18 protein-coding genes are annotated in these 17316 nt (G+C 43.9%); 9 read left to right on the top strand and 9 right to left on the bottom strand.

Going from position 1 to position 17316, the window contains the following annotated elements:
- The first annotated feature begins 73 nt into the window (after positions 1-73).
- Positions 74-1366, top strand: coding sequence for an alpha/beta fold hydrolase (locus tag AB4209_RS15980; protein WP_017064721.1), 1293 nt, complete (start codon positions 74-76; stop codon positions 1364-1366).
- Positions 1367-1537: 171 nt separating this feature from the next.
- On the opposite strand, the gene AB4209_RS15975 is transcribed toward AB4209_RS15980, so the two are convergent.
- The 6 genes from AB4209_RS15975 to AB4209_RS15950 form a co-directional block, all read right to left on the bottom strand.
- Positions 1538-1720 (bottom strand): hypothetical protein, encoded by a 183-nt coding sequence (locus tag AB4209_RS15975; protein WP_004730424.1) that lies wholly within the window; start codon positions 1718-1720, stop codon positions 1538-1540.
- Positions 1721-1965: 245 nt separating this feature from the next.
- Complete coding sequence (locus tag AB4209_RS15970; protein WP_004730426.1) at positions 1966-2193, bottom strand: PAS factor family protein; 228 nt, start codon at positions 2191-2193, stop codon at positions 1966-1968.
- A gap of 261 nt (positions 2194-2454) precedes the next feature.
- A complete protein-coding gene (locus AB4209_RS15965) occupies positions 2455-4611 on the bottom strand; it encodes a cytochrome c (protein WP_102393760.1) in 2157 nt (718 codons plus the stop codon).
- Positions 4608-5222, bottom strand: a complete 615-nt coding sequence (locus tag AB4209_RS15960) for a cbb3-type cytochrome c oxidase subunit II (protein ID WP_017064719.1) — start codon at positions 5220-5222, stop codon at positions 4608-4610. Before AB4209_RS15960 ends, AB4209_RS15965 begins: the two co-directional genes overlap by 4 nt.
- Entirely contained in the window at positions 5223-6647 is a 1425-nt protein-coding gene (gene ccoN, locus AB4209_RS15955) for a cytochrome-c oxidase, cbb3-type subunit I (RefSeq protein WP_102393761.1), read from the bottom strand.
- A gap of 37 nt (positions 6648-6684) precedes the next feature.
- A complete protein-coding gene (locus tag AB4209_RS15950; RefSeq protein WP_029235248.1) occupies positions 6685-7059 on the bottom strand; it encodes a cytochrome c in 375 nt (124 codons plus the stop codon).
- Positions 7060-7521: 462 nt separating this feature from the next.
- Between AB4209_RS15950 and AB4209_RS15945 the strand changes: the two genes are divergently transcribed.
- Together AB4209_RS15945 and AB4209_RS15940 are read left to right on the top strand one after the other, a co-directional pair.
- Complete coding sequence (locus AB4209_RS15945) at positions 7522-7977, top strand: hypothetical protein (protein ID WP_017069847.1); 456 nt, start codon at positions 7522-7524, stop codon at positions 7975-7977.
- Positions 7978-7986: 9 nt separating this feature from the next.
- Positions 7987-9012 carry a GGDEF domain-containing protein gene (locus AB4209_RS15940; protein ID WP_017069848.1) on the top strand — a complete coding sequence of 342 codons (1026 nt, stop codon included), beginning with the start codon at positions 7987-7989 and terminating at the stop codon, positions 9010-9012.
- Between the two features lie 224 nt (positions 9013-9236).
- Here AB4209_RS15940 and AB4209_RS15935 read toward each other — a convergent pair whose 3' ends face one another.
- The gene (locus AB4209_RS15935) at positions 9237-11669 is read right to left on the bottom strand and encodes a bifunctional diguanylate cyclase/phosphodiesterase (RefSeq protein WP_102393762.1); all 2433 of its coding nucleotides are present in this window, start codon (positions 11667-11669) and stop codon (positions 9237-9239) included.
- A 3-nt stretch (positions 11670-11672) separates the two neighbouring features.
- On the bottom strand, positions 11673-12704 hold the full coding sequence (locus AB4209_RS15930; protein ID WP_102393763.1) for a PotD/PotF family extracellular solute-binding protein: 1032 nt from the start codon (positions 12702-12704) through the stop codon (positions 11673-11675).
- A gap of 575 nt (positions 12705-13279) precedes the next feature.
- On the opposite strand from AB4209_RS15930, the gene AB4209_RS15925 reads away from it, so the two are divergent.
- The 6 genes from AB4209_RS15925 (at position 13280) to AB4209_RS15900 (ending at position 16515) form a co-directional block, all read left to right on the top strand.
- Positions 13280-14080, top strand: a complete 801-nt coding sequence (locus AB4209_RS15925) for a PhzF family phenazine biosynthesis protein (protein WP_102393764.1) — start codon at positions 13280-13282, stop codon at positions 14078-14080.
- Positions 14081-14203: 123 nt separating this feature from the next.
- On the top strand, positions 14204-14707 hold the full coding sequence (locus AB4209_RS15920; protein ID WP_102393765.1) for a YgjV family protein: 504 nt from the start codon (positions 14204-14206) through the stop codon (positions 14705-14707).
- Between the two features lie 61 nt (positions 14708-14768).
- Positions 14769-15083: a cupin domain-containing protein gene (locus AB4209_RS15915; protein WP_102393766.1), complete on the top strand. Its 315-nt coding sequence runs from the start codon at positions 14769-14771 to the stop codon at positions 15081-15083.
- Positions 15084-15181: 98 nt separating this feature from the next.
- The gene (locus AB4209_RS15910) at positions 15182-15664 is read left to right on the top strand and encodes a GNAT family N-acetyltransferase (protein ID WP_017069854.1); all 483 of its coding nucleotides are present in this window, start codon (positions 15182-15184) and stop codon (positions 15662-15664) included.
- 165 nt (positions 15665-15829) lie between these two features.
- Positions 15830-16087, top strand: coding sequence for a hypothetical protein (locus AB4209_RS15905; protein ID WP_017060020.1), 258 nt, complete (start codon positions 15830-15832; stop codon positions 16085-16087).
- A gap of 131 nt (positions 16088-16218) precedes the next feature.
- Positions 16219-16515 (top strand): hypothetical protein, encoded by a 297-nt coding sequence (locus AB4209_RS15900; RefSeq protein WP_102393767.1) that lies wholly within the window; start codon positions 16219-16221, stop codon positions 16513-16515.
- Positions 16516-16642: 127 nt separating this feature from the next.
- Here AB4209_RS15900 and AB4209_RS15895 read toward each other — a convergent pair whose 3' ends face one another.
- The gene (locus AB4209_RS15895; protein WP_102393768.1) at positions 16643-17140 is read right to left on the bottom strand and encodes a fasciclin domain-containing protein; all 498 of its coding nucleotides are present in this window, start codon (positions 17138-17140) and stop codon (positions 16643-16645) included.
- Positions 17141-17316: the final 176 nt, after the last annotated feature.

The raw sequence follows: 17316 nt of genomic DNA, 5'->3' as shown, positions 1-17316 counted from the left end.
CTAACTACGGTGCCAAAGGGTGCCATTTTTATTCGTACCAATGACTTTAGAATCAGATAAAAAGGAATGAAGCGTGCAAGCTAACTTTATTGATGGAACCACCCTGTACCGTCAGCACTCTTTCGAGTTGCCACTTGATTATCAAGCCAAAGATGGACAACAGATCCAAGTCTTCGCACGTGAGCTGGTTGATCTCGCTAAAGATGAGCAAGAGCTGCCGTGGTTGATCTACTTTCAAGGCGGCCCAGGTTTTCCTTCTCCACGGGTGAGTGGTCAATCGGGTTGGCTAAAGCGTGCATTACAAAACTACCGTGTTCTGCTTCTAGACCAACGTGGTACTGGCAACAGCACGGTTATCAGCCATGAAACTTTGGCGCATTTGTCTCCAGAACAACAAGTCGAATACTTAACGCATTTCAGAGCGGATAACATCGTTCGTGACGCTGAAGCGATTCGTGAACAGTTTGGTATTAAGCAATGGTCGACGATTGGTCAAAGCTTTGGTGGCTTCTGTACACTGAGCTATTTGTCACTGTTCCCACAGAGCTTGCAGCGTTGTTATGTGACGGGCGGCATTCCTTCTATTGAACGAGAAGCTGACGATGTTTATCGTGCGACTTACAAGCGTGTAGAAGACAAAAACAGAGCTTTCTTTGCTCAGTTCCCACAAGCACAAGCTATGTGTCGCGAGATCTCTGATTACCTGCTCAACAACGATGTGAGACTGCCAAACGGTCAGGTGTTCACAGTTGAACAGTTCCAGCTAATAGGTATTAATCTTGGTGGCGGCGAAGCAAACCTTCCAATGTATTTCACACTGGAGAGTGCGTTTGTTGAAGTGAACGGTAACAGACAGCTGAGCTACAGCTTCCTAAATCAAATGCAGCAAGAGCAGGGTTACTTAACTAACCCAATTTACGCAATCTTGCATGAATCGATTTACTGTCAAGGTACAGCGTCTAACTGGTCTGCACATCGTGTTCGTGAGCAGTACCCACACTTCAACTACCAATCGGGCAGTGAGTTCTGGTTTACTGGTGAAATGGTGTACCCATGGATGTTCGACCAACTTGAAACGCTGAAGCCACTGCGTGAAGCCGCGAACATGTTGGCTGAAAAGTCGGACTGGGGCACTTTGTACAACGCAGAGCAGTTGAGCAAGAATACAGTGCCAATGGCGTGTGCCGTTTACGCCGATGACATGTACGTTGAGTTGGATTACAGCCGTGAAACATTGGCGAACATTCCTAACTCGAAAGCGTGGATCACCAATGAATATGAACACAATGGCTTGCGAGTAGACGGCGAAAGGATTGTCGATAAATTGATGACGATGGTTGAAGCGTTAGAAAATCTGCCAAAGTAATCAAGCTATTTGCACTAGAAACAAGATGCGTTAGAAGCTTTCTACTTTAGAAACTATCTACGTTAGAAATACGATACGCCAGAAACAAGAAAACGCTGCACCCATGCAGCGTTTTTTTATGTCATCGAACTATTCGATTTAAGGAACTAGGAGGGGTAGCCCTTGAAGCCATTAAGGTTGGATGACGATATCTTGATTTTCAGTGGTCGATAAGCTGGCGCGGTTTTGTTCGATAAGCTGAGCCGCATAAGAGGGAGTCACAGCTTGAATTTCGCCTTTTGAACGAATCGTTAATGCTTCCCACGCATGATCACGGTATTTGCCTGTCTGTGTATATTCAATAAGTACTCTCATGATTCTTCCATCCGATGTGTGGTTAACGTGCTACTAACATTAGCGCCATTGTTGAGGTTGCACACCTGTTAAAAATGGAACATAAGATTAACCAAATGAGAATGCGTGTAGCTTGAAAAACAGGCCCAACTGCACTTATCTTACTTAACCGTACTTATCGTAACCAACCGTCTTTATCGTAAATAGCGTCCATAAAAAAACGCTGCACAATGGCAGCGTTAAAGTTGAGATAGGCTGAAGGTTGTTTAGCTGTTTTCTAAGCCAACAATCTTGCGTGCAGACATCACTGCACTATCCAAATCGGTCAATCTACCAGCACTTGCTGGACCAAGAACTGATGAATACAAAGCCAACTGCTTCTCAAATGATAAATCTAATTGGTTATATAGATTTTGGCGGATTTGAGCGTGTTGCTGAGGCTTTGCGCTCGACAGGCCTTCCAACGTATCGTAGATGAGTGTAGTTGTATCCATAACTGTCCTTAGTACATCTTTAGAAAATTTTGCATATTATGCACTTGGTGTCATCTTTGTTCTGCGAGATTGATCGCATTATGTGCAGCTCTGCTTAATTGTGTAATCAGTTAGTTACAATTGTGTTGTACGGCAAAGTATCGAAAACTTGGGTTTGGGCAAAAGAAAAGGAGACACAGTGGTCTCCTTTTGGCTTGTTAGGCAAACATAAAAGTTACGTGCTGTTCGCTGCTTGTTGGGCCAATCGGCTACGCACAGCTACTATCGTATGTTAATGTTCTTATCTCGATTTTCGTACATTTCAGGTGTGGTGTGTAATCCACCTGCATAGCCTGCTGCTTCAAGTGTTTCTCTTACCTCTCGAACATGCTCAGCCGTGACCGGTTCATTTCTGTCGCCAAGGTTTAAACGCACAAACGTGATTAACTCAGCTAAGCGTTGATCCGACAGTACATCCTCAAAACTTGCCATTGGCATGAAATTTCTGTCTTTGTCGAGATAGGTGGGTTGCAAGCCGCGCACCGTTACCGCAATGGTATTGAATGGGTCGCTGTGCATGATAATACCGTTGTTCAACAGAGTAGGGGCGATTGGATCGCGACCTTTACCATCGTCACCATGACAGGCCCCACAGGTTTGACGATACGTGGTGTAGATTTCACTGGCATACGCAGCTTCATCAAACCCTTTAGGCTGTAACTGAACGGCATCACTGGCAATGGTGTTGTTGATGTCCCCACTGAGTAGGTAATAGGACATCGACTCAATATCTTCACGCGTCATCAAGCTTAGGCTGTTTTTCACTACATCAGCCATACCCGCAAAAGCGGTGCCTTTGTCTGAATGTCCTGTGTGTAAAAAGTCTGTGAGTGTTGCTTCATCCCAACCATCGATATAGAGCTCATTGGCTGTAATATCAGGCGCGTTCCAACCGTCGATCAAGTTACCTTGGAAAATACGTTCTGGTATCAGTGCTTGGGCAATATTTCGAGGTGTATGGCACTCCGAACAGTGACCAAGTCCTGCGACCCAATATTTGCCTTGTTGCCACTTATCGACATTCTCAATTTCTCCTTTGAGTTCCTCTGGCACTTCATAATCAATAGGGTCGGTATCCATGAATACGATGTTCCAGCCAAGCAAACCTAAGCGAATATTGGATGGAAACATCATGCTGTTGTCATCATTGCGTCGCGGCACGGCGGTGATTGACTGCATGTATTCCCATAAATCCACCATGTCTTGGTCGGTGAGGTATTGATAGGAGGTGTAAGGCATTGCAGGGTACAGGTAACCATTCTTGCCTTTACCTGCGACTAACGCCGCTCGGAAATCATCGAAGTCATAAGTCCCAATACCTTCGGTAGTGTGTGGCGTTATGTTGGTTGAATACACGGTGCCGAAGGGGGTGACAAAGGGTAGGCCGCCAGCAAAGGGTTCGCCACCTTCTGCACTATGACAAGCCACACAGTCACCGGCATAAGCGAGATATTCTCCGCGCTCAACAGATGATGCTTTCAAACTCGCGAGCCGTTGTTGCTCTACGTCACCAGCGTGTCGGATATAAGCCCCAAGCGCGAGTATCTCGTTCTCACTGAGCTGCTCATCAAACGCAGGCATTAGGTTGTTCAAACCATAATTGATGGTGTGCTGAATCTCTTCAATACTCCCTCCGTGAAGCCAGATATCATCGGAAAGATCAGGTACGCCAATCGCTGGGTTAGCGACAGCACCATCGGCATGACAAGACGAACAGTATTGGACGAACAAGGTTTTACCGAGCTCGACTTTAATCTCCGGCACATCGGTATGACGTTGGTTGAGGGAGGCTAGATAGTAGGAGACTTTTGCCACCTCGTCTGGGCGCATGATTTCACTCCAACCCGGCATCGCTCCATTTCGCCCTTTGGCAATCGAATGGATCACAGCTTCATCACTGCCGCCGTATAACCATTCTTGGTCGATAAGATTAGGGAAGTGTTTCTGACCTTGTGCATTATCTCGGTGACAAGCGGCACAGTGAGTTTGGAATAGAATCCTACCGCTGTTCACGATCTCTGGGACAGCAGCTAATCCCTCTAACGTGGTTTCGCTGGTTTGTGCAAATTGCTCATTGAGAGTGGTGGATGGTGAACTGAGCTTATCGTCGCTTTGTTCCCAATCGACTAAGCCTTCCCATTCTCCAAGCCCGGGGTAGAGCACCAAATAACCCGCAGACAAAAGAAATGCCACTGCATAACTGATAAATAACAGCTTAGGTGGAGGCGCATCTTTCTCTTCAATACCATCAAAGGTGCCAATGGTGTGGTCGTGATCGGCCTTGTGATTGCTACGCCAGTATTTAACGACAACAGACACCATCAGAACAAAGAATATTAAGGTTAAGAGTACCGCCCATAGATTCCAGAATGTGCTCATTGTGATACCTCCTGTGACGTATCTTTACCCAGGCTTTGTAAATAGCGAATCAGAGCTTCACCTTTGGTTTTGCCTCTTACTTGCAAACGGGCATCACCAATTTCTTGATCGGTATAAGGCACACCTAAGGTACGTAACACTTCCATTTTGGCGCTAATATCATCGCCAGTCAGAGTCTGCTCAAATAGCCACGGGTAAGAGGGCATGATCGAGGTCGGTACGACTTTTCGAGGGTCAATTAAGTGAATAGCATGCCATTGGTCAGAATACTTTCTACCTAAGTTAGTGAGGTCAGGACCAGTACGTTTAGAGCCCCACAAGTTAGGAAACTCATAGATATCGTCTGCTTCTTGGTTCGGGCGACCATTACGCTTCACTTCTGGCTCTAGAGGGCGAACCATTTGTGTGTGACAAACATGGCAGCCTTCACTGATGTATATGTCTCGGCCTGCTAACTCAATCGGTGTGAGAGGCATCGCTAAGCTGCCTTTGGCAATATCATCGCCACGGACAATGCTTGGCACTACCCAGACCAATAAAGAGAAGGAGGCCACGACAACAGTGGTCAAAATTAAAATGACGATTGAATGTGTAAAGTCTTTACTCATCATTTAAGCTCCTTCATTAACAGTGTGTTTAGCATCATTTGTTACGGGCATACGAATCGTTTTGTACAAGTTGAAAGCCATTAAGAACAATCCAAGTACAAACAGCGCGCCACCAAAGAAACGCATGAATAGCCAAGGTGCTTTAAAGTCCATAGCTTCTACAAAACTGTAAATCAGTTCGCCATTTTCATTTTGAGCGAGCCACATATATCCCTCGCCGATGCCTGCGATCCAAAGTGCTATTGCATAGATGGCGACGCCAGCATGAGCAAGCCAAAAGTGCCATTTAATCAGTCGTCGTGACCATAGATCGGTTTGGCCCCATAAGCGTGGAATGAAGTAGTAAAAAACCGCTATCCCTGACATCCCAACCCATCCGAGAGCCGCGGAATGTACGTGCCCGATGATCCATTCGGTGTTGTGTGCCACCATGTTGAACCAGCGAATAGCGAGTAGCGGACCTTCGAATGTTGCCAAGCAGTAGTAAAGAATCGCTGAGAAAAAGAATAAAAGAATGTAGTCGGACTTCAGCTTTTCTTTATTTTGTAGGAGGGTCATTGCGCTATTGAACGCGCCTGCCCAAGAAGGGAGCCACAGGATCAAAGACATAACGATGCCGATGTTCTGAATCCAGATGGGAACAGAAGAATAAACCAAATGGTGCGTTCCGGCCCACGTGTAAAAGCCGACCAAGCCCCAGAAATGGATCACAGACAAACGGTACGAGTAGATAGGTCGATCCGCCGCTTTGGGTATGAAATAGTAGTTCATACCAATCACACCAGCGGTCAGCAAGAAACCGACGGCATTATGTCCCCACCACCATTGAACAATCGCATCTTGAGCGCCTGCAAACACAGAGTAGGACTTCATCGCCAACACAGGCATCGCGAGGTTGTTCACGATGAAAATCATTGCAACGACGATAATGAATGCAGCAAAGAACCAGTTAGCCACAAAGATATGGCTGACCTTTCGTTTAGCAAGGGTGCCAAAGAACAACACCGCGTACAGCACCCAAACCAACACAATCATCAAGTCGATTGGCCATTCAAGCTCCGCATACTCTTTTGAGGTAGTGTGGCCTGCGGGTAAGGAAATGACCGCAAGTAACAGGATGAATTGCCAGCCCCAAAATACCATCCATGAAAGGCTTTTGTTGAACAAGTCACAATGGCCTGTTCGCTGGGCAATGTACAAAGACGTCCCCATCAAGATATTCACGACGAAGCCGTAAATTACTCCAGAGGTATGTAGCGGACGCAGTCGACCAAATTGGAAATACTGAGAATCAAAGTTTAAGACTGGCCAATATAATTGCGCGGCGAGAATCACGCCGATGATCATACCTACAATCGCCCACACTAAGGATGCAATGATGAAGTACTTCACGACCTTAATGCTGTATTGCGTTGTCACTTGTTCCATAACAAGGCTCCTTGCCTAGAGGTTTTGAATCGCTGACTTAATTTGAATCGCTGAGCGAGCCTGCTTCGTTGCCGAGCACAGAATAGAAATAGGAAATGTCACGGATGTCTTGGTCTGAGAGCGTGTCGGCTTGTTGTTGCATGAGAATCGCTAAGCCACTGGTTCTTTCTCGAGTCTGGTAATCTTTCAATGAAGAGATGAGATAACCCACTTTTTGACCGCGAAGGTTCGGGTAGGGATCTTGTGTTGAGATGCCATCAGCGCCATGACAGGTCATACACACTTTAGCTTTTTGTTTACCTAATTCGAATTGTTCTTGATTAACTTCAGCAGAAACAGGAAACATGACCAGCGTCATTACTAGGGTAGAAAGTGTCGCCATGGGGTTAAATTTTTTTATATTCAAACTCATTCTCGATTCCCTTGATTATGAAATGAGTAAGCTTTCTAAGATCAATACACGAGATCAACTGGTGAAGTAGAAACGACTGGAACTCGTTATTAAGTCTCTTAAAGCTGCTTACGTTCGATTAAAGGTTATGCAGCATCCAGCATTCTCGCTACTGACTTGCTCATATTTATTGTTAATTTTGTTGTTTCATACGTATTCATAGGGCTTATTGGTTTACTTACGCAGAGTAAAATACGAGTTTTTGTTACTAGACGGTTGAGAAGGAATACGTCAAGCGGGTAGGGAGTGCTGAACGAGAGCGGTGATGGAAGAGACAGAGAAACGGCGAAGTTATTGAAAAACAGCGAGGTGTAGGGGCATTAGGGATAAAGCGATACCAATCAATCTGAGTGGTATCGGTACAAGTTAAATGGTCAATTTATACTAGACTCAAATTAGTGACCTTTTTAAATGGAGTTTAGAATGAGAACTGTATTCTTGTTGATGCTTTGGCTTTGCTCGTTTTCGATTTTTGCAGCCTCAGAGTTAACGGTTTTCGACCACTCCGGGCAAAAGCATGGTTTTAGTAGAGAGCAACTCCTGTCACTTCCTCAAAAAGAAATTACTACCACCTTGCCTTGGGTCGAGGGTCTGACCGTTTATAGTGGTGTGACGTTACAAACGGTGCTTGAAAATATGGATCTACCGATATCATCACAAGTCACTTTCGTAGCATTGAATGACTATAAAATTGCGGTGCCCAAAGAAGATTTTGATACCTATGAACCCATCATTGCGATTAAAAAGAATGGGGAGTTTATGTCTGTGAGAGAGAAAGGCCCGTTTTGGTTGATTTACCCAATCTCTGCGAACCCTGAAACCAATACCCCTGATTTCCATGCCAAGATGATTTGGCAGATTCGTGATATTCACCTGTAGAGGCTAATTATGAAGAAGCTGTTGTCTATGGCCGCAATCAAAGTCGTTGTTTTGTCTTTGGCCGTGGTTGTTCTATCCGTCAATATCTACAGTGTCACTCGAATTAATGACATCAACAAGAGCTTTTCTAACCGCCAAAATGAGGCCACTTGGTTTGTTTTTCAACTCGTCAAAGAGTATGCAAACTTCTTGATGGTTAGCCATGCAAAGACGATTGATTATGATGAACTTTGGTTGGCATATGACATTACTTGGAGTCGTTTTGATATTCTGATCAACAGCACTGAATCGTCCAATTTTATTCGCTCAGCAAACTTTAAACCGTACTTTACCGCAGAGTTTGAAAAGTTTAAGTCGTTAGAATCCTCAATTAAGTTGGTGAATCAAGGCGCTTTGCCTAAGGAATCACTGCAGAAGAAAATTGATATTTGTTACAACACGCTGGTCGAATTTATTAACGAAAAGTTTCGACTTCAAAGCCCGGTTATTGAAGAAAACACCACAATGGTCGACAAGTTGGTGATGATGCATCAGATAAGCAGCGTATTTCTGGTGTTGCTACTGCTTGTGACAGGAGCGATTTTTTACGTCGACTTTGCCATCAAACGAAAACTTCATTCTACCGACTTCATTACTGGCTTTCGCAATCGAGTCTCGCTCATGCAGTTTGTTAAGAACAGCTATCCAACAAACGGTAATTTCGACCTTTACTTTGTAAGAATCAGAAACCTTAGTGAGATAAACCAAAAGTATGGACTTGAATATGGAGACTTGGTGGTGAGTTCAGCTGCTAAGTCCCTGACGGCAAAGGTACCGGAAAGTACTATCTCGTTTCGTAGTAGTGGCAGTCAGTTTCTATTCTTCATTCCTGAGCAATTGTACACAAGTGATGAGATACAGGAAAAATTCAATGACGTGCTTAAGGATTATATCTCTGCGGGGAATTTAGAATTGATGATTGACGCTGTAGTCAGGCATAAGAAGAACATCAGCTCTAAAGATATGATGGAGCTACTAACGACGATGCAGAGTTAATCCCCGCATCAGCGATAAGTTAGATCATTAGGTTTTGTTGACTGTACGCTCACCATTCTCCCGCTTCACTATCATGGCTTTTGCCATTCTTTATTTGCCTCCTCATTCAATGTGCAGCCAATAGAGAGCTCCTGCTCTGATGAAGATAGTTCTACTACTAGTTATAGCTATAGTGGCTTTCCGCGCTTGAATAGGAAGAGAGGCTTTGAGGTTTAGGTTTAAGGTTACTGCTTTTGAGTGAGTGCAACGATTCGCTCGTTAGATCTCGAACTGCTAACAGACTGCGGGTTTAAAATTGCTTGCGGGTTATGGTTTCGAACAAACTCGATGAATTCCAGATAAGTGAGTGGCTGACTGAAGAAGTAGCCTTGTATTAGGTTACAGTTGGCTTTTCTGAGGTAATGATACTGTTCTATCGACTCAACACCTTCTCCGACGACTAGCGTGTCACAAGAGTGGCCTAAGTTAACCATAGATTCGACCATCTTGCGGTCGGCCTTGTCGTCTACCATGTTATCGATAAAGCTCTTATCAATTTTGAGCTCATCCACAGGGTAGTGGAGAAGTTGGTTAAACGCTGTGTAGCCCGTACCAAAATCGTCAAGGGAGACCTTTAAACCTAAGCTTCTGAGGCTCTCGATAGTCTGCACCGTAAGCTTGGTACTTTTCACGTAACTGGTCTCGGTAATCTCTATAATAATGTTGCCAGGTGGCACTTGATAACGTTCGAGTACTTTACGGATATTGTCGGCAAAATTACGGTTGTAGAGCTCCATCGCCGAGATATTAATTGACAGAGTGCCCTTGTATTTATGAAGTTCTGAAAGCTCTTTATAGCTTTTGATCGCGGTGCCAATGACCCACATGTCGAGCCTGGCAATAAGGTTACTCTTTTCTGCAACTGGGATAAATTCTTCTGGTCCCGCATCGATATCGAATAAGGCTGGGCAACGAATCAGGCACTCCGCGCCATCTATCTGAAGTGTCTTGGCGTTAAAAATAGGCATAAAGCGAAGTTCAAAGTTGTCACTTTCGCAGCACTCTAAGAGTCTTTTCTCTACAACGTCATGGCGTTCCAAGGTATGTAACAACTCTTCGCCATAAACAATATGACTTTCGCCATCACTATGAGACTTCGCATTAGCTAACATTTCATCGATGCACCGGTGCCAAATCTCATCGAACTTTGGCGTGTCGAGCGGTAAAACACCTGTTGCGAGTGATAATCGAAACCCATAGTAGTCAAGGAAGGTGGTGCCGGTCAGCGTATTGTTGATGTTCTCAATTTCTTCGTTTATCACTTGGTTCTTACCCATCTCCAAGATCGCGATAAACTGATTCCCTCCCAGTCTGGCTAAAGAGTAATCACTGCAACTAAAGCCCAAAGAGGCTTGTTGGTTTTGTAGTGTCTCTTTCAGTGCTTTAGCTAAGCTTATCAGTACATTATCACCAACTTTTGCCCCGTAGAGATCGTTAATTTTACGAAAATCGATGATGTCCCAACAAACCACATAGCAGTGTGGGCTCATCGAGCTTTTTAGTCGTACATCAAGGTGTCTGATGAAAGAGCGTCGGTTAGCTAGCTTGGTGAGTTGGTCGAATTCGGCTTCGAACTTCAACTCTGTTAATGAGTCTATGTACGCGTTCTTTAAACCATCAATTTCACTTTGCCCTGATGAGCGTTTGAAGTATCTAAGTTTGAGCCCGCCGATCGATATCTCTTGAAGTAAGTCTTTAAGCGGTCGCACGAGTTGGTAACGTACCACTAAATGTACGATCAACATGATCGTAAAGAGAGTACCAAAGCCACCTAACAAGGTTTGTTTAGCGATGATGGCTTTCTCATGGTTGAACTTTTGTTCTCGAATATTTACTTGCGCGATGAGATGTCGGCTGGTCATCTGCACATTGATATTATCTTGGGTTTGCTCAATTGATTTGATAACGAATTGGGTATTTTCAATGTTGGCAGCGTCTGAGGATGGCTCGATTAAGAACTGAATATTGTCATCGTCATTGTATTTGATTAGCAGGCTAGAGAGTTGCATCAGAGGCCCATCAGCAATCAAGATGTAGCGATTTAAACTGTTACTTGCACGTTTGTCTTGAGGAAGGAGGTAAGGGTCAATTGCTGCAACATACGAGTATCTGAGCTCTCCACTGATCGAGATATAAGAGAAGCCTTCGTAGGAGAGTTCATTTTTGCTTATTAACGAGGTGTATATATCGAAGACTCTTTCGTAAATCTTGTCAGGGATCTTTAGCCCCTCGAAAGGATCGGCTCTGAGAGTCGAAAGCGTTAATTTGAACTTAGGGTCCACGATATAAACATTGCGTTGCCCAAATTGATTGACGTGATTCTGGCTTAATACTCGGAGTACTCGTTTTTCCAATAGCGATAGAGTCGTGTAGTCGCCAGGATTTTGAATGTAGCGGAGGAACTGCAACGAAGAACCGATATCTTTAACTAGTAAGGACAAGCCGAGCTGCTCGTATTCCGCCGCGACTAAAGCGGTGTTCACATCAGATTGCACCTTGTCCAAATACATGTGCTTAGCATGATTTGATGCGAAGTTGTACATCACGATTCCTGCTATCAGGAGCACAAATGTCAGCGTTGGTAAAAGTACAAAATAGAGCTTCTTCAATACTGGCATGAGTTATCTCAAACTGTCGACAATACGATTGCGAATTTGAATGCTACTCGGTTCTAACGGCTGATAAAGGTAGCTGCGATCTAATACTTCTTTATTCGGGAAAAGCTCGGGATCGTTTTGATACTCCTGAGAAGTGAGTGCTTTTGCTTTTGAACTTGGCGTTGCAAACCATGAATCCATTGCGTTTTGAGCGGCGATTTCGGGTTGCGATAAGAAGGAGAGAATCGTGGTTGCCTGTGGAGATCGCTCTCCGTTGTTAATTGCAGCCATACACTCTAACCATAAGGTTGTTCCTTCTAGAGGCACTGTGTAGGCCCAAGATGCCTCAGGTTCGGCATCATTAAGCACATAGCTGTCACCTGAGTATCCGTAGGCGAGGTCGATGTTGGCTAAGTGTTCGGGATGACGAATATAATCGACAACGTATTCATTACTTTCAAGGTGAGGCTTCTGTGCTTGTAGCGTTTTGTAAGCGACTCGAAGTTCTTGTTCGTTGTTGGTAAACGGCTCAAATTGATTCATCAGAAGCGCAGCACTCACCAAATCCGTAGGCTCATAATACATGCTGATTCGGCCGCTGGTTTTGGTTTCAGGGTCTAGAAGAGCGCCCCAAGACTTGGGAGTCTCAACTTTTCCGCTTCGGTATAAGATGCCGGATGTCCCCCAAGCGTAGGGGATTCCATATTCGCCACACCCATCCACCCATCTTGAGTCAAAGTTGCTTGAAAGGGATTGCTGCAAGTCGCTCAGGTTGTGGAATAAGTTCTGTTTAGCCAGCGCTTTCAGTTTAATACTTTCAATGACAACCAATTCAAACGCACCTCGTCGTTCACTCAATAGCACTTCATCACGAATGGACTCGTCAGAAAAATATTGCTGCTTTAGTGAGATGCCGTAGGTATCACTCAACTGGGTAACGACGCTGTCAGATAAAAATTCATCCCAATTGTAGAGATAAATATCATGCTGCTGGCCAAATACAGGGCTAGCCAAAAAGGATGTTGACGCAAGTATTGATACGCAAAACGCTTTCACTGACGGATTCCCTTTCGTACGTGATAACTAAATCGTAGCCCAAAATTTGCAACATGATTCAAATTTAGGCACTTAATTTAACTTCAACTTCATGCATTTCATGCAAATAGCAACTTGCTACTCCTACTTGATACCGAACCTTTATCGTGTGAGGCAAGGATGACTCCGTCGTATCGTATTCAACACAAGTACGTATTCCAGTTTATTGTCCGTGAATGGATTATTTAAATTAATATTCATCATAATATCCATTCTTACAAGTTATTATGCAAATATTAAGCATTAAATAATGATGCGGTGATTACCTTTTTCGGGTTTTCGCTCGTATTAATCGTCGTTATTCCTTTGTTTTGCCATCGCGATTTACTCTTATGTTCAATGTTCTTTTATCCCTAAAAACACTTCTATAACGTTTTGTTTATCATTTGTTTCGTTTCTCAATAAGTATCGATAAAGTTGTTGCTAAAGACTTGTAGCACAAGGTGATTGTGCTTATTGTGGGCAGCAATATCTAGGTTATGTCCCAACGAGCCATGATTGCCGGTTTGGGAAATGTTGTGCATTTAGGAGCCATTGTGGATTTAGAGATATATCAAGTAGATTCGTTTACAACTCAAGCGTTTAAAGGGAACCCTGCCGGGGTCTGTATCTCCAAAGAGCCGTTGGATGAGTCGTTAATGTTTTCAATCGCTGAAGAGATGGCGGTATCTGAAACGGCTTTTCTCGCGCTTAACACTATGACGCTTAAATGGTTCACTCCCGAAGTCGAAGTGAAGCTGTGTGGACATGGCACACTGGCAACGGTTCATGTGATGAAAGAACAAGGACTGCTTGAGACAGGTGATAAGGTCGTGTTTAACACCTTATCTGGGGAATTATCTGCCGCCGTTTGTGAATCGTCTATCGAGCTTGATTTTCCTAGTACACAGCTATCATTGCGTTCTGAACCCAACCTCACGCTGCTTGAACACCTAGGTTTAGATCCGCATCAAGTAGTTTCATTCAGAGAATTTGACTCTAAGCAGTTAATCGAAGTTTCCAACGAACAAGTGTTATTGGAGCTTTCACCAAACTTTGATGCGTTAAAAGGTATTCAAGGGCGAGGTGTAGTGGTGACAGCATTGGCAGCAAATACGGAACTTGATTTTGTTTCTCGCTACTTTGCACCTTGGGTTGGGGTTAATGAAGATCCTGTGACTGGCTCGGCACATTGCGCATTGACGCAGCACTGGGCAGAAAAGCTCAACAAAAGCAGTTTCAGTGCTTATCAGGCGTCTCGTCGTGGTGGTTATCTGTCGACAGAGCTCTCAGCTAATGGGCGAATAAAGTTAATCGGTTCTGCGACCACTGTGATTAGTGGCGTGTTGAAGCTTTAGATCTCTATAGAAGTTTTAGAGCGCTGTTTGACCTGTATCGTTGGAACCGCCTAGTACGTTTTATTCGACTGTTCACAGTTAAAAGAGGCGGCTAGGGCGTAATGTATTATTGAAGGAATCACCGTGTCTGCCTTTTATCTTTCCCAAGTATTAGTCGCGATAGCCATTTGTTTTGATCTTCTGTCATTCCAATTCAAGGAAAGGAAGAAAATCGTCACTTGTCTGTTCTTTGCTGGCGTTCTTATTTCGAGTCACTTTATCCTTCTTGAACAGTGGACAGCGGCAAGCTTAATGACGATTGCCACGATTCGCTATTTGACGAGCGCATTTTCTACCTCGTCTAAGTTTAAATATTTGTTTTGTTCGATGTCGGTGGTCGCAACCGCAGTGACTTACTCGGGGCTAACCAGCATATTGAGTTGCTTTGCCTCCGTATTTCAAACCTTTGCAGCCTTCAATAAAGATGACCGTCGATTAAGAGAATTGATGATCATCGGAACCAGCTTTTGGTTGATTCACAATTACTTAGTTGGTTCGCCAACAGCGGTTGTTATGGAGGCGCTGTTTATCTGCAGTAACTTGGTGGGCTATTACCGTTTTTACTTCAGAAAGAGTGCCACTGCTTAGGTTTACAACTGAAGCTAAGGCCCAAATTATTAATCAATTCAATACTAGCTAGGAGAGCTTGATGCCAAACATTTACAATGATGTTCCTTCATCAATACCCAATGAAATATTCAATGACCTGATTGCCAACGACAACATTCGAATCGAGAGAATACTCTCATATGGTCACAGTTCTCCTGAAGAGGGTTGGTACGATCAAGATGAGCATGAGTGGGTGATGGTGATCGATGGGCAAGGGGTGATTGAGTTTGAAGATGGTCGCATTGTTACCTTGTCTAAAGGGGATTATCTCAATATTTCCGCAGGTGAAAAACACAAGGTGCTGAGGACGGATAAAGATGCGGTGACGATCTGGCTCGCTGTGTTTTATCGTTGATATCTTGCTCTAAAGCTGAGGCTGTTAGGTTATAAAGCTTGCTGATTCAGCTGTTTATTTTCACCTCAGAAAGGACTTAAGACAAAAAGGAGTATGTTGTGATTAGAATTCGAAACTATCAAGCGAATGATGACAAAGCACTGTGGGAGATCTTCTTTCATACGGTACGTAACGTGAATGTTCGAGATTATTCTCAACAGCAAGTCGAAGCTTGGGCACCCAGTAGCTTTGACTTTGCGTTATGGCAAAAGCGTATGAATGGGTTACAACCCTTTGTGGCTGAACTCGATGGTTGCGTAGTTGGCTATACTGACCTGCAACCAAGTGGCTTGATTGATCACTTTTTCTGTCACCACGAATATCAAGGGAAGGGGGTAGGGAAAGCGTTGATGGAACATGTTTTCACTGTGGGTCGAGTTCGTGGTATATCGAGATATTTCTCTGAAGTAAGTATTACCGCAAGGCCTTTCTATGAGCATCTTGGTTTTAAGGTGGTGAATGAACAGGAAGTCGAAATGCGTGGTGTAAAGCTGACCAATTACGTGATGGAAAAGGTAGTTGAAGATAGAAAAGTCAGTTGAATAGGCGGGCTAGTGTTCGTAGGGATACAGAAACCGAGTTTGAAATATTAATGAACCTTTTTAAGGATAACTTTTCCTGATCTATTGATATTGTCGATGAGTTCAAATTGTGTGCAAGATAATTTGTCTAATCTAAACATTGAATGAATACAAGGAGTGTTGTTCATGAGTCATGTGAGTAGATCTAAACTATATACATTGGTGTCGATGTTGTCCTTCGCTGTTGGCGTTCTTGCCTTAGATGCTGGGGTGTCGGGGTTATTTCCTCTCTTTGTTGTCGTCATCTCATTCTTTTCATTTGTCATCAACTCGTTTCTTTGTTTGTTCGGAGGTAAACGCGAAGATGGCTTTGATGCCTATCAAAAAGCAAATCAGACTCGGTCGCGAGCACTGGTCAAAGGCTTAGAAGACTCGAACAAATAAACCTATGCCTTCAGACGAACGGTAATCTCATTTTTGACACAGTTTTCACCTGCTTTTTGTTCTCTTATTCAAGAAAAATCATCTCTTTAGAGATAATATTCACTTCAACTAATATCAGTGAAGGAAGTAAAGTGGGTATTGAAGCTTTAGCGTTTGTGATGGACGCATTAATCACCGCATGTTGTATGTACATCGCCTCTAAAATGTCTTTCGTGGTCGCAGATTTTAAATCCCTTCTTACTATTGCTGTTATCGTTGCTCTGGTGTCATTGATTCCAACAGTAGGTTGGGTGTTAGGGTTGATTCTGTTTGTGTACCTACTCGGGAAAGCGACGCACTCTAGTATTGGTGACTGCATCTGGGTAGTGGTCTTCACGAAGGTGGTATCGATGGCGGCCTTTCTGATATTCGGGCGCTTGTTTATGTAATCCGGGTTCTTGCTTATATCAAGGCAGGCTTGGCTAGTTTGATACCGATCTTAACTTGGTATTTAAACGTCAAAAGGGTGTGAACCTGTCACACCCTCTAAGAACCTTTGACTTGTGTTCATCTTTATTATTTAGGCAGTAATACAGCATCAATCACATGGATAACACCATTGCTTGCTTCAACATCTGCCATCACGACCTGCGCTTTGTTGATCATCACGTTGCCGTGATCAATTCCTACCATTACCGCTTCGCCTTGCACTGTTACGGCACTATCAAGTTTCATCACTTCAGAAGCCATTATTTTCCCTGGCACCACATGATAGGTCAGTACTGCGATCAGCTTGTCTTTGTTTTCTGGCTTCAACAGCATATCAACCGTTCCTTCTGGTAGCGCAGCGAACGCTTCATCCGTTGGCGCAAACACTGTGAAGGGACCGCCACCTTTCAATGTTTCAACTAAGCCTGCCGCTTTTACCGCTGCTACCAAGGTGTTGAAAGAGCCGTTTTCAGCCGCCACGTCAACGATATCTTTCTTCATTCCGTGGTGATCAGCGTGAGCAAAAGCCGTAAAAAGAAGCGTCGCAACTAGCACTGACATGGTTTTGATTAATTTATTAAACATATTGTCTTCCTTTGAGTTTTGTCCGTTATTTTCGAGAGGTATTACGAAAGCCCAATCGTGATAGATCAATTTGTTGTGTCTTTGAGTGAATGGTTAGCGATATCGACAGCGTCAAGCGAATAAACTTATATTGTTAAATGCTTGTTACAATTCCATTTTGATGCTTATAGTTATTT

Source organism: Vibrio sp. 10N.286.48.C11, from assembly GCF_041469805.1.
In the GTDB taxonomy this organism is placed as follows: Bacteria; Pseudomonadota; Gammaproteobacteria; order Enterobacterales; family Vibrionaceae; genus Vibrio; species Vibrio crassostreae_C.
This window is presented reverse-complemented; position numbering and strand designations above follow the sequence as displayed.